Annotated in this window: 23 protein-coding genes; 4 read left to right on the forward strand and 19 right to left on the reverse strand. The window is 72.0% G+C overall.

All coding sequences use genetic code 11. The annotated features are described in order from the left end of the window. Positions 1-164 precede the first annotated feature (164 nt). Complete coding sequence (locus ACSNN8_RS07435) at positions 165-1,898, forward strand: hypothetical protein (protein WP_436647828.1); 1,734 nt, start codon at positions 165-167, stop codon at positions 1,896-1,898. Between the two features lie 380 nt (positions 1,899-2,278). Here the strand turns inward: ACSNN8_RS07435 and ACSNN8_RS07440 are convergent, their stop codons facing one another. The 14 genes from ACSNN8_RS07440 to glyA all read right to left on the reverse strand — a co-directional run bounded on the left by ACSNN8_RS07440 (position 2,279) and on the right by glyA (position 14,621). After that, a complete protein-coding gene (locus ACSNN8_RS07440; RefSeq protein WP_436647829.1) occupies positions 2,279-3,085 on the reverse strand; it encodes a PhzF family phenazine biosynthesis protein in 807 nt (268 codons plus the stop codon). A 511-nt stretch (positions 3,086-3,596) separates the two neighbouring features. Continuing rightward, positions 3,597-4,064, reverse strand: coding sequence for a DUF2550 domain-containing protein (locus tag ACSNN8_RS07445; RefSeq protein WP_436647831.1), 468 nt, complete (start codon positions 4,062-4,064; stop codon positions 3,597-3,599). Between the two features lie 8 nt (positions 4,065-4,072). Beyond that, positions 4,073-4,354 carry a F0F1 ATP synthase subunit epsilon gene (locus tag ACSNN8_RS07450; RefSeq protein ID WP_436647833.1) on the reverse strand — a complete coding sequence of 94 codons (282 nt, stop codon included), beginning with the start codon at positions 4,352-4,354 and terminating at the stop codon, positions 4,073-4,075. 91 nt (positions 4,355-4,445) lie between these two features. Beyond that, a complete protein-coding gene (locus ACSNN8_RS07455; protein WP_436647835.1) occupies positions 4,446-5,600 on the reverse strand; it encodes an LCP family protein in 1,155 nt (384 codons plus the stop codon). Positions 5,601-5,743: 143 nt separating this feature from the next. After that, entirely contained in the window at positions 5,744-7,186 is a 1,443-nt protein-coding gene (gene atpD, locus ACSNN8_RS07460; protein WP_436647837.1) for a F0F1 ATP synthase subunit beta, read from the reverse strand. Then, positions 7,186-8,115: a F0F1 ATP synthase subunit gamma gene (locus ACSNN8_RS07465; protein WP_436647838.1), complete on the reverse strand. Its 930-nt coding sequence runs from the start codon at positions 8,113-8,115 to the stop codon at positions 7,186-7,188. The genes atpD and ACSNN8_RS07465 overlap by 1 nt, the downstream gene beginning before the upstream one ends. 2 nt (positions 8,116-8,117) lie before the next feature. After that, positions 8,118-9,767 (reverse strand): F0F1 ATP synthase subunit alpha, encoded by a 1,650-nt coding sequence (gene atpA, locus ACSNN8_RS07470; protein ID WP_436647839.1) that lies wholly within the window; start codon positions 9,765-9,767, stop codon positions 8,118-8,120. Positions 9,768-9,853: 86 nt separating this feature from the next. Continuing rightward, positions 9,854-10,675 (reverse strand): F0F1 ATP synthase subunit delta, encoded by an 822-nt coding sequence (locus ACSNN8_RS07475; protein WP_436647841.1) that lies wholly within the window; start codon positions 10,673-10,675, stop codon positions 9,854-9,856. Then, positions 10,675-11,238, reverse strand: a complete 564-nt coding sequence (locus ACSNN8_RS07480; protein WP_436647842.1) for a F0F1 ATP synthase subunit B — start codon at positions 11,236-11,238, stop codon at positions 10,675-10,677. The genes ACSNN8_RS07475 and ACSNN8_RS07480 overlap by 1 nt, the downstream gene beginning before the upstream one ends. Positions 11,239-11,263: 25 nt before the next feature. Further along, a complete protein-coding gene (locus ACSNN8_RS07485) occupies positions 11,264-11,494 on the reverse strand; it encodes a F0F1 ATP synthase subunit C (RefSeq protein ID WP_436647843.1) in 231 nt (76 codons plus the stop codon). A gap of 80 nt (positions 11,495-11,574) precedes the next feature. Further along, positions 11,575-12,369 (reverse strand): F0F1 ATP synthase subunit A, encoded by a 795-nt coding sequence (atpB, locus tag ACSNN8_RS07490; protein WP_436647844.1) that lies wholly within the window; start codon positions 12,367-12,369, stop codon positions 11,575-11,577. 16 nt (positions 12,370-12,385) lie between these two features. Next, entirely contained in the window at positions 12,386-12,619 is a 234-nt protein-coding gene (locus ACSNN8_RS07495; RefSeq protein WP_436647845.1) for an AtpZ/AtpI family protein, read from the reverse strand. 209 nt (positions 12,620-12,828) lie between these two features. Further along, positions 12,829-13,335, reverse strand: coding sequence for a hypothetical protein (locus tag ACSNN8_RS07500; RefSeq protein ID WP_436647846.1), 507 nt, complete (start codon positions 13,333-13,335; stop codon positions 12,829-12,831). Then, complete coding sequence (gene glyA, locus ACSNN8_RS07505; protein ID WP_436647847.1) at positions 13,332-14,621, reverse strand: serine hydroxymethyltransferase; 1,290 nt, start codon at positions 14,619-14,621, stop codon at positions 13,332-13,334. The genes ACSNN8_RS07500 and glyA overlap by 4 nt, the downstream gene beginning before the upstream one ends. 81 nt (positions 14,622-14,702) lie before the next feature. On the opposite strand from glyA, the gene ACSNN8_RS07510 reads away from it, so the two are divergent. Next, on the forward strand, positions 14,703-16,169 hold the full coding sequence (locus ACSNN8_RS07510; RefSeq protein ID WP_436647849.1) for an SDR family oxidoreductase: 1,467 nt from the start codon (positions 14,703-14,705) through the stop codon (positions 16,167-16,169). Here ACSNN8_RS07510 and ACSNN8_RS07515 read toward each other — a convergent pair. The 4 genes from ACSNN8_RS07515 to prmC are packed head-to-tail and all read right to left on the reverse strand — an operon-like array spanning position 16,147 to position 19,274. Continuing rightward, complete coding sequence (locus ACSNN8_RS07515; protein ID WP_436647851.1) at positions 16,147-17,091, reverse strand: L-threonylcarbamoyladenylate synthase; 945 nt, start codon at positions 17,089-17,091, stop codon at positions 16,147-16,149. The two genes, ACSNN8_RS07510 and ACSNN8_RS07515, sit on opposite strands and share 23 nt — an antisense overlap. Continuing rightward, a complete protein-coding gene (locus tag ACSNN8_RS07520; protein WP_436647853.1) occupies positions 17,088-17,681 on the reverse strand; it encodes a phosphotyrosine protein phosphatase in 594 nt (197 codons plus the stop codon). Before ACSNN8_RS07520 ends, ACSNN8_RS07515 begins: the two co-directional genes overlap by 4 nt. Beyond that, on the reverse strand, positions 17,681-18,373 hold the full coding sequence (locus ACSNN8_RS07525) for an L-threonylcarbamoyladenylate synthase (protein ID WP_436649456.1): 693 nt from the start codon (positions 18,371-18,373) through the stop codon (positions 17,681-17,683). Before ACSNN8_RS07525 ends, ACSNN8_RS07520 begins: the two co-directional genes overlap by 1 nt. Before the next feature lie 37 nt (positions 18,374-18,410). Continuing rightward, positions 18,411-19,274, reverse strand: a complete 864-nt coding sequence (prmC, locus tag ACSNN8_RS07530; protein WP_436647855.1) for a peptide chain release factor N(5)-glutamine methyltransferase — start codon at positions 19,272-19,274, stop codon at positions 18,411-18,413. Between the two features lie 80 nt (positions 19,275-19,354). Here prmC and ACSNN8_RS07535 point away from each other — a divergent pair, with 80 nt between their 5' ends. Continuing rightward, positions 19,355-20,878: a diguanylate cyclase domain-containing protein gene (locus ACSNN8_RS07535; RefSeq protein ID WP_436647857.1), complete on the forward strand. Its 1,524-nt coding sequence runs from the start codon at positions 19,355-19,357 to the stop codon at positions 20,876-20,878. An 8-nt stretch (positions 20,879-20,886) separates the two neighbouring features. Further along, complete coding sequence (locus ACSNN8_RS07540) at positions 20,887-22,227, forward strand: outer membrane protein assembly factor BamB family protein (protein WP_436647859.1); 1,341 nt, start codon at positions 20,887-20,889, stop codon at positions 22,225-22,227. A 1-nt stretch (position 22,228) separates the two neighbouring features. On the opposite strand, the gene prfA is transcribed toward ACSNN8_RS07540, so the two are convergent. Continuing rightward, positions 22,229-23,320 (reverse strand): peptide chain release factor 1, encoded by a 1,092-nt coding sequence (gene prfA, locus ACSNN8_RS07545; RefSeq protein ID WP_436647861.1) that lies wholly within the window; start codon positions 23,318-23,320, stop codon positions 22,229-22,231. Positions 23,321-23,391 lie beyond the last annotated feature (71 nt).

Consider the following 23,391-nt stretch of genomic DNA (forward strand, 5'->3'; position numbering starts at 1 on the left):
CACGCCTTCTCCGCCGCACCCTGGAGGCATGACCACCACCGTCTTCACCCGGCCCGCTCCGGCGGCCGGCTGACCCTGCTCACCCATCACGGCCGCCCCCAGGGGCGGCCGTTCGCGGCTTCCCCCTGCGCGTCGGTCGTCGTCTGACCTCCAAGGAGAAGCCCATGTCCACCCTGACCCCCGAAGCCCTGGCCGCCGACCTGGCCGTCCGCGACCTCACCGATCCCGCGCAGGGCCCCCACGCCGTCCAGGCGATCCTCGCCGCCGTGCTGGCCGCCGTCACCGCCGCCCGCCCCACCGCCGAGCTGGTAGTCCACCGCGGCGCCCGCATCGTCGACGTCGCCGACAACTACGACCGGCTCGGCTACAGTCCCGAGGCCACCACCCGTGACAGCCGCTACACCCGCTACGTCGACGACCGGCGGATGCTGCGCTCCCAGACGTCCGCCCTCATCCCCGGCGCCCTCCGCTCCCTTCCCCCTCCTTCTCCCGGCTCCGCCCCCGCCTCCAGCGCGCTCCACTCCCCCGGCCCCGCTGCCACCCGCGACGCGCGCCGCTCCCCCGGCGCCGATCCCACTCCCGGCGCCGCCTGTTCCCCCGCCCTCGCCCCTCCTTCCGGCGCGCCCCACTCCCCCGGCCCCGCTGCCACCCGCGACGCGCGCCGCTCCCCCAGCGCCGATTCCGCTCTCGACCCCGGCTCCGCTCCTGCCTCCGAGGCCCCTTGCTCCGAGGGCGGCCTGCGCGCTTCGGACGTCCTGATCGCCTGCCCCGGCATCGTCTACCGCCGCGACTCCATCGATCGCTTGCACACCGGCACCCCGCACCAGCTCGACCTGTGGCACCTCACGCCCGAGCCCGCCCCACTCCTCGATCTGGTAGCCACCGCCGTAGCCGCCGCCCTGCCCGGCACCCCGTGGCGCACCCGCCCGGCCACCCACGCCTACACCACCGACGGCCTCGAGATCGAAGCGTGGTCGGGCGACGCCTGGGTGGAGATCGGCGAGTGCGGAGTGGCGGCCCCGCACGTGATCGGCACCGAGCGCAACGGCCTGGCGCTCGGCCTCGGGCTGGACCGCCTCGTGATGCTGCGCAAGGGCATCGACGACATCCGCCTGCTCCGCTCGACCGACCCCCGGGTGCAGGCCCAGATGACCGACCTGCTGCCCTACCGCCCCGTCTCCACGCAGCCGGCCGCCCGCCGCGACCTGTCGGTGGCCCTCCCCGCCGACGTCACCGCCGAGGACCTGGGCGACCGCGTCCGCGAGCTGCTCGGCCCCGACGCCCACCTGGTCGAGGAGGTCAGCATCGTGTCGAGCACGCCGCCCTCCCAGCTGCCCGCCGCATCCCGCACCCGCCTGGACCTGCGCGACGACGAGGTGAACGTCCTGCTGCGGGTGGTGCTGCGCGACCTCCACGCCGCACTGTCGAAGCAGAGGGCCAACGAGCTTCGCGACCGCCTGTGGTCCGGTCTCATGGGCAGCCGCCCGCCCGCCGACCCCGCCGTCCCCCTCAGCCCAGCCCGCCCACCGAGCAACGTCGGCTCCTCCAGCCTCTCCCGCCCGCCGACCGTGTCCGCCCCTGCCAGCCCACCCGGCCCGGAGCAACGACGGCCCCTCCAGCCCACCGCGCCCACCGACCCGTACGCCCTCTCCAGCCCACCCCACCCGGAGCAACGACCGCCCCTCCAGCCCACCGCGCCCACCGACCCGTACGCCCTCTCCAGCCCACCCCACCCGGAGCAACGACCGCCCCTCCAGCCCACCGCGCCCACCGACCCGTACGCCCTCTCCAGCCCACCCCACCCGGAGCAACGACCGCCCCTCCAGCCCACCGCGCCCACCGACCCGTACGCCCTCTCCAGCCCACCCCGCCCGACCAGGGGGCGGGCCCGATCCTAGGGCTCGCTGCGGCGCGGCAGGCCGTTGTCCACAGCGGGCCGTTGTCCACAGCGGGACGCGGTCCACAGACGGGCGGCATCCACAGACGGGAAGTTATCCATAGACAGGCCTTGGTCCGAAGAAGGGGGCGTCGCCCACAGATGGACGTCGTCCACAGGCAGGGCGTCGCCCACAGACGGGACGCCATCCACAGACAAGGCGTCACCCACAGACGGGACGCCATCCACAGACAAGGCGTCACCCACAGACGGGACGCCATCCACAGACAAGGCGTCACCCACAGACGGGACGCCATCCACAGACAAGGCGTCACCCACAGACGGGACGCCATCCACAGAGGGGACGTCGTCCACAGGGAGGCGGCCGAAGGATGGGCGGGGTCAGGCGAGCAGGGCACCGTCGATGACGGTCACGGCCTTGCCGGTGAGGAGCGTGCGGTCGTCGCGCAGGGCGACCCGCACGAATCCGCCGCGCGCCGAGGCCTGGTAGCCGACCAGGTCGGTGCGCCCGCCGAGCTTGGCCGACCAGAAGGGAGTCAGGGCGGTGTGGGCGCTGCCGGTGACCGGGTCCTCAGCCACGCCGGCGGCGGCGCCGAAGAAGCGGGAGACGAAGTCGTAGCCGGCCGCCGGGTCGTCGGCGCGGGCTGTGACCACCACGCCGCGGTGCTCATATGCGGCCAGGGCGGTCAGGTCGGGGGTCAGGGACCGCACGGCGTCCTCGTCGGCCAGCTCCAGCAGCAGGTCGTCGGTCTGCGGGCCGGTGTGGTGCACGGACAGCGGCGCGGCGCCCAGCACGTCGAGCAGCGCGGGATCGGGCGCCACGGGGCTCAGCGGGGCGGTCGGGAAGTCGAGCGTGATCCAGCCGTCGTCGTCGCGGGTGGCGGTGAGGACGCCGCTGCGGGTGGCGAACCGTACGGTGCCTTCGCGGTCCAGCACGTGCGCGGTGGCCAGCGTGGCATGGCCGCAGAGCGCCACCTCGACGGCGGGAGTGAACCAGCGCAGCGCGTAGTCGGCCTCGGCGTCGCCGTCGAGGGGGTGGACGAAGGCGGTCTCCGACAGGTTAACCTCCGCGGCGACCTTGGCCATCCAGTCGTCGGCGGGGAAGCCCGGGCGGTCGAGCACGACCACTCCGGCGGGGTTGCCCGCGAAGGGCCGGTCGGTGAAGGCGTCGACGATCCGAATGCGCATGATCCGAAGCTAGGCCGCGACGACGCCGAGACGCGAGAGCCAATCAGCAGGCCGCGGCCGCACCGGCCGCAGACCAAAGCGGGGCAGCGGCCGCAAAGACAGCCGGCCGAGGCAGGGGCGGGTGCGAGGCAGGGTGGGCACAGGGCGCGGTCGGCGCCAGGCGGGGCCGGCGGGAGGCGGGGGCGGGGGCAGGCGAGGGGCCAGCGCCGGCGCGGGACCGGCGCGGGCGCGGGGCCGGCGCGGGCGCGGGGCCGGCACGAGGCTGGGGCCAGGGCGGACGCGGGACCGGCGCGAGCGGGGGGCCAGCACGAGGCTGGGGCCAGGGCGGACGCGGGACCGGCGCGAGCGGGGGGGGCCAGCACGAGGCTGGGGCCAGAGGGGGGCGCGGGACCGGCGCGAGCGGGGGGCCAGCACGAGGCTGGGGCCAGGGCGGGCGCGGGACCGGCGCGAGCGAGGGCGGGCGCGAGGCGAGGCAGGGCGGGCGAGGCGGACCGCGGATGAGGCAGGGCGGCTACGGCTCGAGGGGATGCGGGCGGATCACCGGCCGCGGGGCGACGCTGCCGGGCTGGCCGGGTGGGGCGGCCTCGAGCCAGGAGAGGAAGCCGGTGACCGTGGACTCGGCCATGGCAATCTCGAACTCGTCGAGCGTCGTGGCCAGCCGCAGGATGACCCAGTGGGCCGGCATCGTGAGGCGTTCGGGACCCTCGGGACGGCGGCGGTCCTCGACCACGGTCGCGCCGCGGTCGAGGGTGCGCTTGGGGCGGACCGCGAAGCTGAACAGGCGATGGATCCGCAGGTGCCCGCCGGCGAACTGGCCGATGGCGGGTGACCAGCCGCGGCCGGGCACGAGCGTGCTGACGCGGATCTGGAGGCGGATCGTGCCGCCGCCCACCATGAGCAGGCGGCCGCGGAAGAAGAGGAGGAAGACGAGCGCGAACAGCGCACCGACGCAGATTCCGAGAACTTCCAGAACCCGCATCGGCGGCGTCAGTGGCTCTCGGGCGTGGCGGGGGTGGCGCTCTCGGCCAGGACGGTCACGCCGTCCGCGTCGATCGAGAGGAACCCACCGGACACGTCGTAGGTCAGTTGCTCGCCGCCGGCCAGCTTGACCCGCACCTGCGACGGCTCCTTGAGCAGGCCGAGCAGCGGCGAGTGGCCGGGCAGCACACCGATCTCACCCTCGGTGGTCCGCGCGACGAGCATCTCGGCCTCACCGGACCAGACGCTCTCCTCGACGGCGACGACCTTGACGGGCAGCTGGTTGGCCACGCTGTCTCCCTGTTGAGCCTGCTCTACCTGATGGGTGAAGTGTAAAGGGCCGCCTCGCCGCCCGTGGTGGCGGGGCGGCCAACTCGGCCGGTCACCCGGCGTTGTTGTTGATGTATTCCGGGTGGCGGAAGATGAAGTCCTGCACGCGGTCCTGCCGGACGGCGGAGAAGAACTCCTTCGCGCTGGGCTCGAGCTCCTCGCCGCGGTAGTCGCCGTTGTTGATGATCGAGTTGCCGGGCAGCTTGACCAGCGTCATGTCGTCGGAGCGGATGTTCTTCATCGAGAAGGCCCAGTCGACCACGCTGTGGCCGCCGCCGTCGAAGATCAGCGCCTTGCCGGCCGCCTTGAGCACCTTGTCAAGCTTGGCCGGGTTGGTGACGACGTCCTTGCCGAGCGCCTGCTTGGCCATGGCCTTGATGAACTGCTGCTGGTGCCGCTGGCGGTCGTAGTCGCTGCGGGGCAGGCCATAGCGCTGCCGCACGTAGTCCAACGCCTGCCAGGCCTGCAGGTGGTAGGTGCCGACCTTGTACTCGGCCTGGGGACCGTAGTAGGGGTGGGCGCAGGAGTTGTCGGCGCAGCGGGCCAGCCGCGGGCGCGGCTTGCCGTTGGGCTGCAGGTGCTCGGACTTCACGTTCTGGTCGATCGTCATGGTGACGCCGCCCATGGCCTCGACGATCGCCTTGAAGCCGTTGAAGTTGATGATCGCGCCGGCGTCGAATTCCTGGATGCCGGTGAGCTGCCCGACGGTCTTGGCGAGCAGGTCGAAGCCCTGGACGACGTCGTGCTTGCCGTTGCCCACCGAGCTGCCGTAGCCCATCGCGGCATTGATCTTGGATCGGCCGCCCTTGAAGCCGGTCTTCTCGAACGGCGGGATGTCGACGACCAGGTCGCGCGGGATCGAGAACAGGTAGGCCTGGCGCATGTCCGCCGGGATGTGCGCCACGATGATCGAGTCGGACAGCGGGGTCTGCTCGTCGGTGCGCGGGTCGATGCCGACCAGCAGGATGTTGAGCGGCCCCTTGATGTCGGACTTCTCCTCCTTCGCGGCGGCGCCGGCGGGCGCCCCGAAGAGGTTGCCGGTCTCGACGGCGCCCGCGTAGCGCGACACCAGCACCTGCTGGGCGACGAGCGCTCCACCGCTGAGCACCATGAGCACGCACCCGAAGATCGCACTCAGACGAGCCCAGAGGGGCGTACGCCGCTTACCCGACTTCGCCACTCGCTCCCCCAGATCACGTCGCTCCATCGAACGACAAGAGTAACCAGAAAGCCCTCATCGGGCCGGGCACAACCGGCACAAATCGGACACGACTTTTCCTGGGAAACGACGAAGCCGCGCCACCATTACGGTCGGCGCGGCTCCGTTGACGCTGAGTCGGAGAAGGGAGATCAGCCCTTCATCAGCTCGTGGGCGTTCTTCTCAAGATCCTCGAGGCCACCGCACATGAAGAAGGCCTGCTCGGGGAAGTTGTCGTACTCACCCTCGCTGATCTTCTTGAACGCCTCGATGGTCTCCTTGAGCGGGACCGTCGAGCCGGGCACGCCGGTGAACTGCTCGGCGGCGTACGTGTTCTGCGAGAGGAAGCGCTCGATGCGGCGGGCCCGCTGCACCGTGACCTTGTCCTCCTCGGAGAGCTCGTCCATGCCGAGGATGGCGATGATGTCCTGCAGGTCCTTGTACTTCTGCAGGATGCGCTGCACCTCACGGGCGACCGCGTAGTGCTCGGCGCCGACGAACTCCGGCGCCAGGATCCGCGAGCTGGAGGCCAGCGGGTCCACGGCGGGGTAGATGCCCTTGTCGGAGATCGACCGCTCGAGGTTGGTGGTCGCGTCGAGGTGGGCGAACGTGGTGGCCGGCGCCGGGTCGGTGTAGTCGTCGGCGGGCACGTAGATCGCCTGCAGCGAGGTGATGGCCTTGCCGCGGACCGAGGTGATCCGCTCCTGCAGCTCGCCCATCTCGTCGGCCAGGGTGGGCTGGTAACCCACCGCGGACGGCATGCGGCCGAGCAGCGTGGAGACCTCGGAACCGGCCTGGGTGAACCGGAAGATGTTGTCGATGAAGAGCAGCACCTCCTGGTTCTGGACGTCCCGGAAGTACTCCGCCATCGTCAGCGCGGTCAGCGCGACGCGCAGCCGGGTGCCCGGCGGCTCGTCCATCTGGCCGAAGACGAGGGCGGTCTTGTCGAGAACGCCACCCTCCTCCATCTCGAGGATGAGGTCGTTGCCCTCGCGGGTACGCTCGCCGACGCCCGCGAACACCGACGTGCCACCGAAGTTGCGGGCAACGCGGATGATCATCTCCTGGATGAGCACCGTCTTGCCCACGCCGGCACCGCCGAACAGGCCGATCTTGCCACCGCGCACGTACGGCGCGAGCAGGTCGAGCACCTTGATGCCGGTCTCCAGCATCTCGGTCTTGGGCTCGAGGTCGGCGAACGCCGGGGGCTTGCGGTGGATCGTCCAGCGCTCCTGGATGTCCAGGGTGGCCGGGTCGGCGTTGAGCACGTCGCCGAGGGCGTTGAACACGTGGCCCTTGGTCACGTCGCCGACGGGCACCGAGATCGCCGCGCCGGTGTCGGTGACCTCGGCGCCACGGATCAGGCCGTCGGTCGGCTGCATGGAGATCGCGCGGACCAGGTTGTCGCCCAGGTGCTGGGCGACCTCCAGGGTCAGCTTCTTGGTGCCCTCGGAGAGGGTCACCTCCACGTGCAGCGCGTTGAAGATGTCCGGCATGGCGTCACGCGGGAACTCGGCGTCGACGACCGGGCCGATGACCCGGACGACGCGGCCGACGCCGGTCTCCGCCTTGGTGGGCTCAGCTACAGCAGTCATCACACATCACTTCCCGCCGCGGCCAGCGCGTTGGCGCCGCCGACGATCTCACTGATTTCCTGGGTGATCGCAGCCTGCCGCGCGGAGTTCATCTCGCGCGTGTACCGCTTGAGCAGGTCGTCCGCGTTGTCCGACGCGCTCTTCATCGCCCGCCGCCGAGACGCCGACTCGCTCGCCGCCGAGTCCAGCAACGCCGCGTAGATCCGCGTGTTGAGGTACTTGGGCAGCAGCGCGTCGAGCAGCTCGTCGGCGTCCGGCTCGAACTCGTACGCCGGGCGCAGACCGGGCTCGGCCTCGCGCTCCTCGACCTGCATCGGCGCCAGGAAGTGCGCCTCGGCGCTCTGCGTCATCAGCGACTTGAACTGCGTGCTGACGATGTGCAGCTCGTCGACGCCCTGGATGCCGTCGGGGCCGTAGTGCGCGTCGGTGTCGTCCGCGCCGGCCACGAAGGCCTCCAGCAGGGCGTCACCGATCGTCTTGGCGTCCGAGAACGAGGGCCGCTCGGAGAAACCCGTCCAGCTGGTCTCGATCGGCCGGTTGCGGAACCGGTAGTAGCCGACGCCCTTGCGGCCGACGACGTACAGCACCGCCTCCTTGCCGTCCGCCTTGAGCCGCGAGATGAGCTGCTCCGCGGTGCGGATGGCGTTGGCGTTGTAGGCGCCCGCGAGACCGCGGTCGCTGGTGATGAGCAGGACGCCCGCCCGCCGGACCCGCTCGCGCGGGACCAGCAGGGGGTTGTCGATCGTCGCGTTGGACGCCAGGGCGGTCAGGACCTGGGTGATCGCCTCCGCGTACGGCTTGGAGGCAGCCACCCGCTCCTGGGCCTTGGCGATGCGGCTGGTCGCGACCAGTTCCTGCGCCTTGGCGATCTTCTTGGTCGACCGGACGGTGCGGATGCGCCGCCGGAGAGCCTGTACCTGACCGGCCATGACTACTGCTCGTTATCCGAGCGGCGGACCTCGCGGGTCACCGTCTCACGCGTCTCGCGACCGTCCGCCAGCGCCTCGGCCGGGGCCTCGTTGACCGAGGAACCGGTCTCGCCGCGCTTGAAGAGCTCCTTGAACTCCGCCACGCCGCTCTTGAGGTTCTCGATGTCGTCGTCGGACAGCAGGCCGGTCGACTCGATCGAGGTGACGGTGTCGCTGCGGTGCCGCTTGACCCACTGCAGGAAGTCCTGCTCGAAGCGGCGCACGTCGCCGACCTCGATGTCGTCGAGCTGGCCGGTGGTGCCGGCCCAGATCACGATGACCTCGTCGACGACCGAGTACGGCGAGTACTGCGGCTGCTTGAGCAGCTCGACCAGGCGTACGCCCTTCTCGAGCTGGGCCCGCGACGCCCTGTCCAGGTCGGAGGCGAAGGCGGAGAACGCCTCCAGCTCGCGGTACTGGGCCAGGTCGAGGCGCAGGCGGCCGGAGACCGAGCGCATGGCCTTGACCTGCGCCGAGCCGCCGACCCGGGACACCGAGGTGCCGACGTTGATCGCCGGGCGGACACCCGAGGCGAACAGGTCGGTCTCGAGGAAGATCTGGCCGTCGGTGATCGAGATGACGTTGGTCGGGATGTAGGCCGAGATGTCGTTGGCCTTGGTCTCGATCAGCGGCAGACCGGTCATCGAACCGCCACCCAGCTCGTCAGAGAGCTTGGCGCAGCGCTCCAGCAGGCGGGAGTGCAGGTAGAAGACGTCGCCCGGGTAGGCCTCGCGGCCCGGCGGGCGGCGCAGCAGCAGCGACACGGCGCGGTAGGCCTCGGCCTGCTTGGTCAGGTCGTCGAAGACGATCAGGACGTGCTTGCCGTTGTACATCCAGTGCTGCCCGATGGACGAGCCGGTGTACGGGGCGATGTACTTGAAGCCGGCCGGGTCGGAGGCCGGGGCGGCGACGATCGTCGTGTACTCGAGCGCGCCCTGCTCCTCGAGCGTGCCGCGGATCGAGGCGATGGTGGTCGCCTTCTGGCCGATCGCGACGTAGATGCAGCGGACCTGCTTGTCCGGGTCGCCGGACTCCCAGTTCGCGCGCTGGTTGATGATCGTGTCGATCGCGACCGTGGTCTTGCCGGTCTTACGGTCGCCGATGATCAGCTGGCGCTGGCCGCGGCCGATCGGCGTCATGGCGTCGATCGCCTTGATGCCGGTCTGCAGCGGCTGCTTCACCGGCTGCCGCGCCATCACGTTCGGGGCCTGGAGCTCGAGCTCGCGGAAGCCCTCGTTGGCGATCTCGCCGCGGTCGTCGATGGGCCGGCCCAGCGGGTCGACCACGCGACCGAGGAAGGCGTCGCCGACCGGGACCGAGAGGACGCGCCCGGTGCGCTTGACCGGCTGGCCCTCCTCGATGCCGGTGTAGTCGCCCAGGACCACGACGCCGATCTCGCGGACGTCGAGGTTCAGGGCGACGCCCAGCGTGCCGTCCTGGAACTCGAGCAGTTCGTTCGCCATCACCGAGGGCAGGCCCTCGACGTGTGCGATGCCGTCGCCCGCATCGGAGACGATGCCGACCTCCTCGCGGGAGACCTCGGGCGTGTAGGACGAGACGTAGCGCTCTAGCGCCCCCCGGATCTCGTCCGAGGAGATGGTCAGCTCGGCCATCCTCTGCCTTCTCTGTCTAGCTCGGGACGTTCCCGCCACCGAGGGGCCTGCTCGGTCCGGCTTCGCAGCAGGACCGAGGGAAAAAACTACTTCGCGAAGGCCTGCTTGGCCGCGTTCAGCCGCCGCAGGATCGTGCCGTCGTAGAGGTCGGAGCCGACCCGGACGCTGACGCCGCCGATGATCGAGGGATCGACGTCGACCTTCAGCGAGACCTGCCGGCCGTACATGGTGGCCAGCTTGTCGGCAAGGGCCTGCTCCTCCGCCTCGGTGAGCGGCTTGGCAACCGTCACGTACGCCACCTCACGGTCGCGCTTGGCTGCGGTCGCCTCCACCAGGCGGGTCAGCGAGGCCTCGAAGCCCCGGCCGCCGAGGCCCGTGAGGGCCACCTCGATGAGCCGCCCGCTGGCGAGCTGGACCTTGCCTTTCAGCAGGTCGTGAACCAGCTTAACGCGGCGTTCGATCGGCGCACCTGGATCACTGAGCGTGACCGCCAGCTCGGGGTTGCCCGAGACGATCTGCCCGAAGCGGAACAGCTCGTCCTCGACGTCGCCCAGCTTGGCGTCCCGGTCGGCCGAGTCCAGCAGGGCCTCGACGCCCAGGCGCTCCGTCGCGTCCAGCAGTTCGGACGGCCGGGAGAACCGGCCCGACACCAGGTCGGCCAGCACGTCCGCGGTGATCGCGCTGACCTTGCCCGAGAGCAGGGAGCGGATCAGCCCGCCCCGGTCCGCGCCGTCGCGCGAGGGATCGGTCAGCGCCCGGCGCAGCCGGGGCTGGGCCCGCAGCAGCGCGGCCACCGACAGGATCTCGTCGGCGACCGCGGCGACCTGCTCGGCCGTGGCCGTGCGGGTCGCCCCGTCGAGCTTCTCGGCGGCCGAGGCCAGCGCCTGCTGGCTGACGCTCGACGCCATCAGCGCCGCCCGCCCGCCGTGCCGGTCGCGCCGAGCTCGTCGATGAACCGCTCGACGGTGCCGCGGCTGCGTGCCTCGTCGGCGAGCGACTCGCCGACGATCTTGCTGGCCAGGTCGACCGCGAGCGTGCCGACCTCGGAACGCAGGTCACGCACGATGCTCTCGCGCTGCGCGGCGAGCTGCTCCCGGCCGGCCCCGATGATGCGGTCCGACTCCTCGCGGGCCTTGGCCAGGACGTCCTGGCGGATGCCCTCGGCGTCGGCCCGGGCCTCGTCGCGGATGCGCGCGGCCTCGGTGCGAGCCTCGGCCAGCTGGGCCCTGTACTGCTCGAGCAGCTGGTTGGCCTCGGCCTGAGCGGCCTCGGCCCGCTTGATGCCGCCCTCGATCGCGTCGACGCGCGCAGCGAACGTCTTCTCCATCATCGGGAAGACGAAGCGCATCAGCACGAAGCAGAGGATGCCGAACGCGATGATGCCGAGCACGACCTCCTGCCACAGCGGGACGATCGGGTTGTGCTCCGTGGCGCCCTCTTCGACGGCAACGGTCAGAACTTGGGTGATCATGGACACCTCCTAACGAGGCAGCACGTCAGGCGGGGTTGGCCCAGATGAAGCCGAAGGCGATGCCGAGCAGGGCGAGCGCCTCGATGACGGCAAAGCCGATCCAGACGTAGGGCAGGGTCAGGCGGGACGACTCCGGCTGACGGGCCGTCGACTGGATGTAGGCCGAGAAGACCAGACCCACACCGATGCCGGGGCCGATAGCGGCGAGGCCGTAACCGATGGCGGCGGTGCTACCGACAACTTCGGAGAGAAGCATTTGAAGGATCCTCCTGGAATCTCGCGTGACGTTCACGCGGGACGACAAACGGGGTGATGCGAGGTGGTGCGATCAACAGCTCAGTGCTCGTCGGCGAGTGCGCCCTGGACGTAGCTCGCGGTCAGCACCGTGAAGACGTAGGCCTGCAGACAGATCACCAGGAACTCGAGGAAGGTCAGGGCGATGGTCATCACCCAGGACACCAGCGAGAACGGCGCGAACCACGCGTTGGCGTTCAGCATCGCGAAGCCGCCCAGCGTGAACACCAGCAGCAGCATGTGGCCGGCGAACATGTTGGCGAACAGACGGACGGCGAGCGAGAACGGCCGCACGAGGAACGTCGAGAAGAACTCGATCGGGATCAGCAGCGGCAGGATGAACCACGGCGCCGGCGGGATCAGGGCGTGCTTGAAGTACTTCAAGCCGCCGTGGTGCTTCATGCCGACATAGATGAACATCACATAGCTGATGACCGCGAGAACGGCCGGGAAGGCGATGTGCGAGTTCGGCGAGATCTGCGCGAACGGCACGATGGCCCAGAAGTTCATCAGCAGGATGAACACGAACAGCGTCGTGAGGTAGGGCGCGAAGTTGACGCCCCGCTTGCCGAGCATGTCGACCGCGATGTTGTTGCGCACGAAGCCGTAGATGCTCTCGGCGATCCACTGCTTCTTGGTCGGCACCAGCTTCGGCTTCCGGTACGTGACCAGGAAGAAGATGATGAGCGCCGCGACCGACACCCACATCAGCGCCGTGATCTTCGTGAACCAGTACGAGTTGTGCTCGCCCCACGGCAGGATGGCGGGCAGGTAGAAGTCCTCGACACTCGGCGGGAACGGAACATCCGCTGCGAGGACGATCGACTGACCGGTCACCGTAGCCCTTTCCTTCTCAGGCGCCGAGACGGCGCACAATGAGGTAGACACCGCCGCCGATCCCCAGGACCGCGCCGATTCCGGCGAAGATGCCCGTGGTGCCGACCCAGTGATCAACCAGCCAACCGATCGCTCCCCACACCAACATGCCCGAAAGCAGGTAGGCGACCGCCGTCATGCCCATGCCCGTGTCGGGCGGAGGCGGATCGTCGTCGCTGTTGGAATTCCTGGGAGGTTCTTGACCGGTCATGACGGCCCGAACGATATCAGCAGGAAACACGAGGCTAAGCGCGACCCCCCGCACAACCGCAGTTGTCCAGGCGTCAGGGGTCTCGCAACTGGAAGGACACGGTACTCCCCCTTCGCCATAACCTGACACGCCACGACCGTTCACGTCACCGTTTCGTGGTCAACAAACCACGAATCGGACGCTAACGCTGCAAAACGGCCGCCAGACGATCAGTTCGGGCGACTGACCTTGTGGAACCACCAGGCCTGCACCGCCGTCCAGACGACCACGCCGGCGACGATTCCCCAGCCGAGCGCGTTCTTACCGGCCCAGTCGACAGAGACGCCGAAAGCGAGCACGACGCCCAGCGCGCCGTACTTCAGCACGTACGTGAACAGGGCCAGCGGCATCAGCATGGCGGGCCGCACCGTGTCGGCCCAGGCGATGACGAGCGTCGACATCGTGAAGCTGACGGTCACGATCAGCACGCCCGCCGCGGCGCCCAGCGCCGAGGGCGCCCCACCGGCGAAGAAACCCGCGGACGACGCGCAGAGCAGCAGCGCGAACGACACCGCGCTCAGGAACGGCAGGTGCGCGACCCGCCACCGCGGATCGGCGGGCAGCGGCGGCAGGTCGGGCAGCGGCCCGTCCTCCTCGTCCCTTTCCGCCGCGAGCTGCCGCTGGAACTCCAGCGCGCGTTGCCGCTCCTGCTCGTACTCGTCGACCTCGGTGTTCAAGCCATCACCTCCTGCCGCCCGTACGCCGGGAACCGTCGCACCAGAGCAGCCACCTCGTCCGCGGCGTCGGCCAGCCGGGACGCCCCGCCCGCGGTGTCCGGATCGCTGCCTACGGCGACGCCGATCAGGCCGGCGATCTGCCGCATCTCGCCCTCGCGCATGCCCTGGGTGGTCACGCTCGGCGCGCCCACCCGGATGCCCGAGGCCACCGCGGGTCGCTCCGGATCGTACGGGATGGCATTTTTGTTGAGCGTGATGCGGGCCAGCTCGCAGCGCGCCTCGGCCTCGCGTCCCGACACGCCGAGCCCGCGCAGGTCGACCAGCGCAAGGTGGGTGTCGGTGCCGCCGGCGACCGGTCGCATGCCCTCGGCGGCCAGGCCCGCGGCCAGCGCCTGCGCGTTCCTGACGACCTGCCGGGCGTACGAGCGGAAGCCCGGCAGCGACGCCTCCCGCAGCGCCACGGCCTTGGCCGCGATGACGTGCATCATGGGTCCGCCCTGGGTGAACGGGAACACGGCCTTGTCGATGCGCTGGGCCAGCTCCGCGCGGCACAGGATCATGCCGCCCCGCGGGCCGCGCAGCACCTTGTGCGTGGTGCAGGTGACCACGTCGGCGTACGGCACCGGCGACGGGATCGCCCGCCCGGCCACCAGCCCGATGAAGTGCGCGGCGTCGACCACCAGATACGCGCCCACCTCGTCGGCGATCTCGCGGAACCGGGCGAAGTCGATGAGCCGCGGGTACGCGGTGGCGCCGCAAATGATGATCTTCGGCTGGTGCGCGAGCGCGAGGTCGCGTACCTCGTCGTAGTCGATCTGCTCGGTGTCGCGGGTGACGCGGTAGCCGATCGGGTGGAACCACTTGCCGCTGAAGTTGACCCGGCTGCCGTGCGTCAGGTGCCCGCCGTGCGGCAGCTCCATCGCCAGCACCGGGTCGCCGGGCTCGGCCAGCGCCGCGTACGCCGCCAGGTTGGCCGCGGCCCCGGAGTGCGGCTGCACGTTGGCGTGCTCGGCGCCGAACAGGTCCTTGGCGCGCTCGACGGCCAGCCGCTCGGCCCGGTCGGCCTCGAGGCAGCCGCCGTAGTAGCGCTCGCCCGGGTAGCCCTCGGCGTACTTGTTGGCCAGCGTCGACCCGAGCGCGGCCAGCACGGCCGTGGACGTGAAGTTCTCGCTGGCGATCAGCTGCAGCCCCTGGCGCTGGCGGTCGACCTCGGCGAGCAGCACATCGGCGATCTCCGGATCGGCACGCTCCAGCGCGGCGAAGTCCGGCCCCCAGAACGTGTCCACGTGCCCTCCGTCGAGTAGGCAGCGGTGCCGGTTTCGAGCATATGGCTTAACCAGGGCCCTTCGAGGGCACTGTCTCTGTTTGTGCGGTGTTTGGTGACCGGTGCGACCGGATACATCGGCGGTCGGCTCGCGCCCCGCCTGCTCGACGCCGGCCACGAGGTGCGCTGCCTGACGCGCAGCGCCGAACGGCTGCGCGACGTGCCGTGGGCCGCGCGGACCGAGGTGGTCGAGGGCGATCTCAACAAGGCCGAGACGCTGACGGCGGCCATGGCGGGCGTCGACGTGGCGTACTTCCTGGTCCACTCGCTGGGCCGCAAGGACTTCGAGGCGCTGGACCGCGAGGCGGCGGACAACTTCGCGCTCGCGGCCAAGGCGGCCGGCGTCTCGCGCATCGTCTACCTCGGCGGTCCCGAGCCACCGGCCGAGGAGAAGCCCTCACCGCACCTGCGCTCCCGCGCCGAGGTGGCCCGCATCCTGCTCGCGAGCGGGGTGCCGACCGCGGTGCTGCGCGCCCCGGTGATCATCGGCTCCGGCTCGGCGTCGTTCGAGATGCTGCGCTACCTGACCGAGCGGCTGCCGGTCATGGTCACCCCGCGGTGGGTCAGCAACCGGATCCAGCCGGTCGCGGTCCGCGACGTGCTGCGCTACCTGATCGCCGCGGCGACCCTGCCGCCCGAGGTCAACCGCGGCTTCGACGTGGGCGGCCGGGACGTGCTGACGTACGCCCAGATGATGCAGGGCTACGCCCGGGTCGCCGGGCTGCGCCGCCGCGTGATCCTCCCGCTGCGGCCGCTGAGCCCGTGGCTGTCGGCCCACTGGGTCGGGGTGGTCACCCCGGTGCCCAACGCGATCGCCCGCCCGCTGGTGGCCAGCCTGATCCACGAGGCCGTGGCGCACGAGAACGACATCGCCGAGTACGTGCCCGGCGAGCCGCTCGGCTTCGAGGAGGCCGTCGGGCTGGCGCTCGGCAAGATCCGCGACGCGAACGTGGAGACCCGCTGGTCGGATCCGGCCGGCCGGGACTGGGCCGCCGAACCGCTGCCCAGCGACCCGAAGTGGTCGGGCGGCAGCATCTACGTCGACGAGCGCTCCCGCGAGGTGCGGGCGCCGGTCGAGGCGCTCTGGCGGGTCATCGAGGGCGTGGGCGGCGAGAACGGCTGGTACTCGTTCCCGCTGGCCTGGTCGGTGCGCGGCTGGCTGGACCGGCTGGTGGGCGGCGTCGGGCTGCGCCGGGGCCGCCGCGACCGCGACCACCTGCGGGTGGGTGAGGCGCTGGACTGGTGGCGGGTCGAGGAGCTCGAGCCGGGCAGGCTGCTGCGGCTGCGCGCCGAGATGCGGGTGCCGGGCCGGGCGTGGCTCGAGATGAGCGCCTCCCCGGACGGCAACGGCGGCAGCGTCTACCGCCAGCGCGCGATCTTCCTGCCCCGCGGGCTGGCGGGCCACGCGTACTGGGCCTCGGTCGTGCCGTTCCACGGCGTGATCTTCGCCGGGATGGTCCGCAACATCGCCCGCGGCGCCGAGAGGGCTACTGAGCAGCGGCCCGGCTGAGGCGGTCGCGGACGGCGAGCCAGTCCTCCGTCTGCGGCGGCTCCTGCACCACGATCTTGGCCACCCCGGCGTCGTCGAGGCGGTGCAGGGCCGCGTAGAGGTCGGCCGCGTACTCGCGGGGGTCGGCCGAGAGGATCTCCGCGCCCTCCACGTCGGCGGTCTCGTAGGTGAGCACCCCGACCGAGGGGTCGCGCTCGACGTCCCGTACGTCCTTGACCAGCACCAGCGTGGCGCGCGGCGCGTAGTGGCGTCGGCTCATGCCGGGCGACGAGCGGACCGCGCCGTCGGAGGGCCCCTCGTCGGGAAGGTCGATCGAGCCGGCCACGTCGCGCAGCGCGCGCAACGGCAGGGCGCCCGGCCGCAGCAGCCGCGGGATCGCTCCGGTCAGGTCCAGCACGGTCGACTCGATGCCCCACGACGCCGGGCCGCCGTCGAGCACCAGCGGCACGTCGGGCAGGCTGCGCAGCACGTGCTCGGCGGTGGTCGGCGAGATGCTCTCGGAGCGGTTGGCGCTGGGCGCGGCGAGCGCGAGCCCGGACGCCTCGAGCAGCCGCAGCGCCACCTCGTGCGCCGGGATCCGGATCGCGATGGTGTCGTTGCCCGCGCCCACCCCGGTCAGGTGCCGGGCGCGCGGCACCACCAGCGTCAGCGGTCCCGGCCAGAACTGCGCGGCCAGCTCGTTGGCGGTGTCGGGCCACGTCTCGGCGAGGTCCCGGGCGGCCGCCACGTTCGCCACGTGCACGATGAGCGGGTTCCAGGACGGCCGGTTCTTGAGCCGGTAGATCTCGCCGACGGCCTTGGCGGAGAACGCGTTCGCGCCCAGGCCGTAGACGGTCTCGGTGGGGAACGCGACGACCGACTCGGCGCGCAGCACCTCGACCGCGCGGCGCAGCCCCTCGGCGTCCGGCTTGACGATCCTCACGGCAGCAGGAGGACGGCGAACGGGACGGTGGTGTCCTCGATCTCGTCGCCGATGCGCTGGAACGTCTGGTCGCCGCGGCCCCACGGGTCGTCGAGGTCGTCGCCGGGCAGCGGGCCGTCGGCGCCGCGCAACCGGTTCACGGCCGCGACGATGGCCGCCCCGCGGGCGTGCACCGCGTCGGGCTTGGGCTCGGCCGGGGGCAGCGCGCCCGCGTCGACCGCGCCGAGCAGCCGGCCGAACTCGCCGGTGACGAACGTGCGCTCGGCGGCGTCGGGGCGCAGCGCGACGACGTAGTCGTACTGGTCGGCGGTCGCGGTGAGGATCAGGTCGGCCTCGTCGATGAAGTCGCCGCGCAGCTTGCGCGCCTCGAAGCCGGCGTCGGAGCCGCCGCGGGCCAGCACCTGACGGGCGGCGGGCGGGTTCATCTCCTCGCCCTCGTGCCAGCCGCCGGTGCCGGCGCTCACGCTGCGCACCAGCTGGTCGCCGTGCTCGCCGACGCGGTCGCGGACGGCACGGGCCAGCAGCCGCTCGGCCATCGGCGACCGGCAGATGTTGCCCATGCAGACGTGCAGCACGGTGAACGGCGCCATCAGGCCTCCGCTGAGCCGCTGCCGGCGCCTGTCGGCGCGGAGAACCCGACCCCGTCGATGGGCACGATGTCCGGCACCACGTCCCTGAGTTTGCCGAACGGGATGGCGCCCGCGCGCAGCACCTGCGGGACCTCGCCGGTCACGTCGACGATCGTGCTGGGCGCGGGGTCGTGCGCCTCGCCGGCCTCCAGGTAGACGCGGACCGCGTACTCGAGCTGGTCGCGGGCCGCCTCGGCGGTCGCCGGCGCGGGCCGGCCCACCTTGTTGGCGGTGGTGACGGCCATGGGGCCCACGGCCCGCAGCACCTCGAGCGCCACCGGGTGCAGCGGCATGCGGACGGCGATCCGGCCGCCGGTCTCGCCGAGGTCCCACTGCAGGCTCGGCGAGTGCTCGACGTAGAGGGTCAGCGCGCCCGGCCAGAACGCGTCGGCCAGCTCGCGCGCGGCCCGGGGCAGCGAGTAGACCAGGCCGTCGAGCGTGTGCCGCGAGCCGACGAGCACCGGCGGCGGCACCCGGTCGGTGACGCTGCGCGCGTGGTGCAACGAGGTGATCGCGTGCGGGGTGAACGCGTCCGCGCCGACGCCGTAGACCGTGTCGGTCGGCATGACGACCAGCTCACCGCTCTTGACCGCCTCGACGGCGGCGGCGATGCCGCGATCCCGGTCCGCGGTCGTACGGCAGTCGTAGAGCATCACATCGTGCAGTGTGCCATGCGCAGCGCGACATCGATCAGGTGCGCCGGGCGGTGGCGTACCGTGGCCGCCCGGTGAGGTCGGCATGGGCGGCCACCTCGGCGAACCTGCCGTCGGCGCGCAGCAGCGCCGGGACCGCCTCGCCGTGCACGTCGTCGTGCTCGATGCCCACCACGCCGCCGGGGCGCAGCAGCACGGCGGCCAGCTCGATCACGGGCCGGATCACGGTGAGCCCGTCGGCGCCGCCGAAGACCGCCTCGGCCGGGTCGTGCTCGGCGACCTCGGGCGGCACGGCGGTGCCCTCCGGGACGTACGGCGGGTTGCAGAGCAGCACGTCGACCTCGCCGCGCAGGTCGGGCAGCAGGCCCGGATCGGTCACGTCGCCCTCCACCACCTCCACCGCGGGAGACCCGGCGGCGTTGCGGCGCAGGAAGGCCAGCGCCGCCGACGACCGCTCCACCGCGACCACGCGGCCCGGCTTCGCCTCGTCGGCCACGGCGAGCGCGATCGCGCCGGTGCCGCTGCACAGATCGACCACGGTCGCGCCCGGCGCGGTGTGCTCGATCCCCCACCCGGCCAGCAGCTCCGTCTCGGGTCGTGGGACGAAGACGCCGTCGCCGACCTCCAGCTCGAGGTGCCGGAAGGCGGCCGTGCCGAGCAGATGCTGCAACGGAATCCGCCGCGCCCGCCGAGCCACCAGCCCGGTGAACCGAGCGAGCTCCTCGGGCCGCAGGGTGTCCACCAGCAGCAGCCGCCCGCGCGGGATGCCCAGCACGAACGCGGCGAGCAGCTCGGCATCGACCCGCGGCGATTCGACTCCCGCGGCCGACAGATCGACGACCGCCGTGGCGAGCGCGCGGCTCAGCGGCGTCCTGGAGGTGTCTTCCGAGTCCGTGTCCACGGCATAATCTTCAAACGTCACGTGCGACGCCGACCGGCCGGGTCGGCGGGCGGACGCGCGGCACCGGTGGGAGGCGCCTGGTGAGTTGGTTGGACCAGCTCGCGGAGAACGTCGAGGAGCTGCGCCGCGCCGGGCGTCTGCAGCAGAACGGGCGCTCGGCCGAGGCCCTGCCGATCCTCGACGACGTGCTGGCCGTCGCCACCGACCCGACCACCAGGGCCTACGCGCTGGTGCAGCGGTTCGGGGCGCTGATCAACCTGGGCCGCATCGCCGAGCTCGCCACCGCGATGTCCGCCGCCGAGAACGCGACGCGCGAGATCCCCGATCCCTATCTGCGCGGCCAGATGCACGCGTTCGCGGCGCTCGGCGCCCACCTCGAGCGCAACCTGGACCGCGGAGTGACCCACCTGGTGCAGGCCTCCCGCGCGCTGGCCGCGGTGCGCGAGAACGACTCGGAGACCGCGTGGGGCTGGCACGACCTCGCGATGGCGTACTCCTACCTGGGCTTTCACGGCCACGCGCTGACCGCGATCGAGCAGGCCCGCCAGGTCGGCGCGGCGGTCGGCCTGGCGCCCGAGATCTTCGCGGCGCCCGGCATCCGGCTGCGCAACGCCGTCTCGCTCGACCACCAGGGCGACACCGACGGCTGCCTGCGGGTGCTGCGCGACATCGACGCCGAGCTGACCCGCTACATCGCGATCGGCGCCGACCAGATGCGCCCCGGCAGCCGCGCGGCGTACGGCTACTCGCTGGCCCGCCGGGCGGCGCTCGGCGAGGAGACCGAGCAGCACGCGGCCGAGTGGCTCACCGGCGGCGGCGACAGCGTCCGCACCCGCGACCTGCGCCACCTCGGCAACGTCTGCCTCACGATGGCCGGCGGCCGCCCGGCGCTGGCTCTGTCCATGCTGGATTCGGTGCCGGTCTCGGCCGAGATCCTGGGCGCTGCCGAGCCGGCCCGGCTGCGCAGCATCTGCCACGCCGCCGCGGGCGATCACGCCGCCGCGCACTCCGCCGACCGGTACGCGTTCCGGCTCGCGGCCCAGCGCATCGACCGGCTCCGCGACGGCTACCTCGACGGCGTCGCGGCCCGGCTGGACGCCCAGGAGACGCAGCGCGACCCGGGCCGCTACGGCGACGAGACGCTCACCGACCCGCTGACCGGGCTGCCCAACCGCCGCCAGCTCGAGCGCTACGTCGCCACGATGCTGGCCCGCGGCGAGCGCGCGGCGATCGGCGTCTGCGACCTGATCGGCTTCACCGAGGTCAACGCGCGGCACGGGCGCCACTGCGGCGACCTGGTGCTGCAGCGGATCGCCGGCGTGCTCAGCCGGGTGATGCGCCGCGGCGACTTCGTGGCCCGGTTCGCCGGCGACGAGTTCGTGGTGGTGCTGCCCGGCGCGGGCACGGCGCAGGCGGCCGAGGTGTCGCGCCGGATCACCGCGGCCACCAACGCCGAGAACTGGCAGATCCTGGTGCCGGGCACGCCGATCAGCCTGGCGGCGGGCTGGTCCGAGGTGGGCGTGCAGGGGCGTACGCTCAGCGCCGCGCTCGCCGCCGCCGCGGCGAACCGGTTGCCGACCCGGCCGCTGTCCGAGATGACGTAGCCGGCGCCATGGGCACGATCGAGCTCGGCGAGATTCCCGCGGCGGCCGACGGCCGGGCGGAACCGACGGGCTCGCCCCGCCTCGACCCGCGGTTCGTGCGCCGGGCCGCGATCGGCGTGCTCGCCGGCCTCTGCGCGGTCACCCTCGCCGGCTCCGCCGTGCCCCGCACCCACGGCGTCCGTCCGGTGTGGAGCATGTCGGTCGCGCAGGCGCAGAGCACCACCCTGAGCAGCGACAGCGTCTTCGTGCACCGCTTGGCGAACGGGTCCGCGTCGGTCACCGCCTACGACCTCGCCACCGGCGCGGTCCGCTGGCAGCGCGGCTTCGACTCCACGATCGGCTATCTGCAGGCTGCCGAGGCCGCCGGGCTGCTGCTGATCCCGTCGGAGGGCCAGGTCGTCTCGGTGCCGTCGGCCGACGACGGGACGGCCTTCCACGCCGAGTTCCACCGGCAGACGATCGCGGTGTCGATGGCGACCGGCGCCGAGGTGTGGCGCACGGCCGGCGAGCCGTACGTCGTCGACGGCGGCACCGCGCTGTTCACCGAGTACACCGAGCGTGCCGACCTGGCCCGGATGCGGCTGGTCCGGCTCCGCGACCGCGGCACGGTCTGGAGCCGGGACACTCCGGGCGTCACCAACCACGCCGTGCTCCCCATCGAGCATCCCGACAAGGTCGTCACGGCCACCGACTCCGGGCAGATCAAGATCTTCGCGTACGCGACGGGAGCGCTGGTCAGCTCGGCGCGGATCCGGTGGTCGCGGACGCGCCCCGACGAGGGCTACTTCAACGACCTCAGCGGCACCGCCGACGTGCTCGTGGTGAACCGGTCGCGCCGGGAGGCCTTCGACATGAGCGTCTACCGCACCGACACGATGGCCGAGCTGTGGAAGGCGCCCGACACCAACGGGTACGCGTTCACGTGCGGCTCGTCGCTCTGCCTCAACGACGGCTCGGGCCTGGTGGCCTACGACCCCCGCACGGGCGCCCACCGGTGGCGGCTCGACGGCGCCGCCAACGCCTTCCAGGTGAGCCCCGACCGGCTGCTGCTGGGCGAGGGGCTGGACGACGGCCGCAACGTGCTCGTGGACGCGGAGAGCGGCCGCCCCGTGGGTGAGCCGGTCACCGGCACGCTCGCGTGGAACGACACGCGGGAGCGGTCGGTCGTGATGCTGCGCTCGACCGTGTCGCCACCCGGCCGTACGGCGGTGGTCCGCTGGGATCTCGCGACCGGCCGGCAGCACCTGCTCGGCACGATCGCCCCCATGTCGGGCCGGCCCTGCTCGACCGCGCCTGGCTACCTGGTCTGCACCCGCGACGACCAGTACGAGGTCACCGCGGTGATGTGAGTCAGGGCCGGCGGCCGATCTCAGACCCGCCGGCCAGCCGCGCCTGCCGGTCGGCCTCGCCCAGCGCGTCCAGCACCGCGTCGAGCTCGCCGCCGAGCACCAGGTCGAGGTTGTAGGCGGTGTAGCCGATCCGGTGGTCGGTGATCCGGTTCTGCGGGAAGTTGTACGTGCGGATCCGCTCGGAGCGGTCCACCGTGCGCACCTGGGCCTTGCGCGAGTCCGACGCCGCCGCGTCCGCCTCCTCCTGGGCGATCGCCAGCAGGCGGGACCGCAGGATGCGCAGCGCCGACTCCTTGTTCTGCAGCTGGCTCTTCTCGTTCTGGCAGCTCACCACCGTGCCGGTGGGGATGTGCGTGATGCGCACGGCGGAGTCGGTGGTGTTGACCGACTGGCCGCCCGGCCCGGACGAGCGGAACACGTCGATGCGCAGGTCGTTCGGCGCGATCTCGACGTCGACCTCTTCGGCCTCGGGCAGCACCAGCACGCCCGCCGCCGAGGTGTGGATGCGGCCCTGCGACTCGGTGACGGGCACGCGCTGCACCCGGTGCACGCCGCCCTCCCACTTCATCCGCGACCAGACGCCGTGGCCGCCCTCGGGCACGCCCTTGGTCTTGACCGCGACCGAGATGTCCTTGACGCCGCCCAGGTCCGACTCCTGCGAGTCGATCACCTCGACGACCCAGCCGCGGCGCTCGGCGTACCGGGTGTACATGCGCAGCAGATCGCCGGCGAACAGCGCGGACTCCTGGCCGCCCTCGCCCGCCTTGATCTCGATGATCACGTCCTTGGCGTCGCTGGGATCGCGCGGGATGAGCATCTCGCCCAGCTTCTCCTCCAGCGGGGGCAGCGCGGCGGCGACCGCCTCGACCTCGGAGGCGAAGGCCGGGTCCTCGGCGGCGAGCTCCTTGGCGGCGGCCAGGTCGGCGCGGGCCGCCTCGAGCTCCGCGTTCGCGGCATAGATCGGGGCCAGCTCGGCGAAACGCCGGCCGACCCGGCGCACGAGGGCCTGGTCCGCGTGGATGGACGGGTCCTCCATCCGCTTCTCGAGCTGCGCGTACTCCTCGAGAAGGCTGCTCAGCCGGTCGTTGCTCACGGTGTCTCCCCCTAGGAAATGCCCCGACATGCGAACGGCGCCCGCCCCGGAGAACCGGGAACGGGCGCCGT

The sequence above is a fragment of the Actinoplanes sp. URMC 104 genome, assembly GCF_051386375.1.
GTDB lineage: Bacteria > Actinomycetota > Actinomycetes > Mycobacteriales > Micromonosporaceae > Actinoplanes.

Excerpts from the sequence above, each read along its gene's own strand:
- ACSNN8_RS07435 (WP_436647828.1), top strand. The coding sequence starts at position 165 with ATGTCCACCCTGACCCCCGAAGCCCTGGCCGCCGACCTGGCCGTCCGC.
- ACSNN8_RS07440 (WP_436647829.1), bottom strand. The coding sequence starts at position 3,085 with ATGCGCATTCGGATCGTCGACGCCTTCACCGACCGGCCCTTCGCGGGC.
- ACSNN8_RS07445 (WP_436647831.1), bottom strand. The coding sequence starts at position 4,064 with ATGCGGGTTCTGGAAGTTCTCGGAATCTGCGTCGGTGCGCTGTTCGCG.
- ACSNN8_RS07455 (WP_436647835.1), bottom strand. The coding sequence starts at position 5,600 with ATGGAGCGACGTGATCTGGGGGAGCGAGTGGCGAAGTCGGGTAAGCGG.
- atpD (WP_436647837.1), bottom strand. The coding sequence starts at position 7,186 with ATGACTGCTGTAGCTGAGCCCACCAAGGCGGAGACCGGCGTCGGCCGC.
- ACSNN8_RS07465 (WP_436647838.1), bottom strand. The coding sequence starts at position 8,115 with ATGGCCGGTCAGGTACAGGCTCTCCGGCGGCGCATCCGCACCGTCCGG.
- atpA (WP_436647839.1), bottom strand. The coding sequence starts at position 9,767 with ATGGCCGAGCTGACCATCTCCTCGGACGAGATCCGGGGGGCGCTAGAG.
- ACSNN8_RS07475 (WP_436647841.1), bottom strand. The coding sequence starts at position 10,675 with ATGGCGTCGAGCGTCAGCCAGCAGGCGCTGGCCTCGGCCGCCGAGAAG.
- ACSNN8_RS07480 (WP_436647842.1), bottom strand. The coding sequence starts at position 11,238 with ATGATCACCCAAGTTCTGACCGTTGCCGTCGAAGAGGGCGCCACGGAG.
- ACSNN8_RS07485 (WP_436647843.1), bottom strand. The coding sequence starts at position 11,494 with ATGCTTCTCTCCGAAGTTGTCGGTAGCACCGCCGCCATCGGTTACGGC.
- ACSNN8_RS07495 (WP_436647845.1), bottom strand. The coding sequence starts at position 12,619 with ATGACCGGTCAAGAACCTCCCAGGAATTCCAACAGCGACGACGATCCG.
- ACSNN8_RS07520 (WP_436647853.1), bottom strand. The coding sequence starts at position 17,681 with ATGGCGCCGTTCACCGTGCTGCACGTCTGCATGGGCAACATCTGCCGG.
- ACSNN8_RS07525 (WP_436649456.1), bottom strand. The coding sequence starts at position 18,373 with ATGCTCTACGACTGCCGTACGACCGCGGACCGGGATCGCGGCATCGCC.
- ACSNN8_RS07540 (WP_436647859.1), top strand. The coding sequence starts at position 20,887 with ATGGGCACGATCGAGCTCGGCGAGATTCCCGCGGCGGCCGACGGCCGG.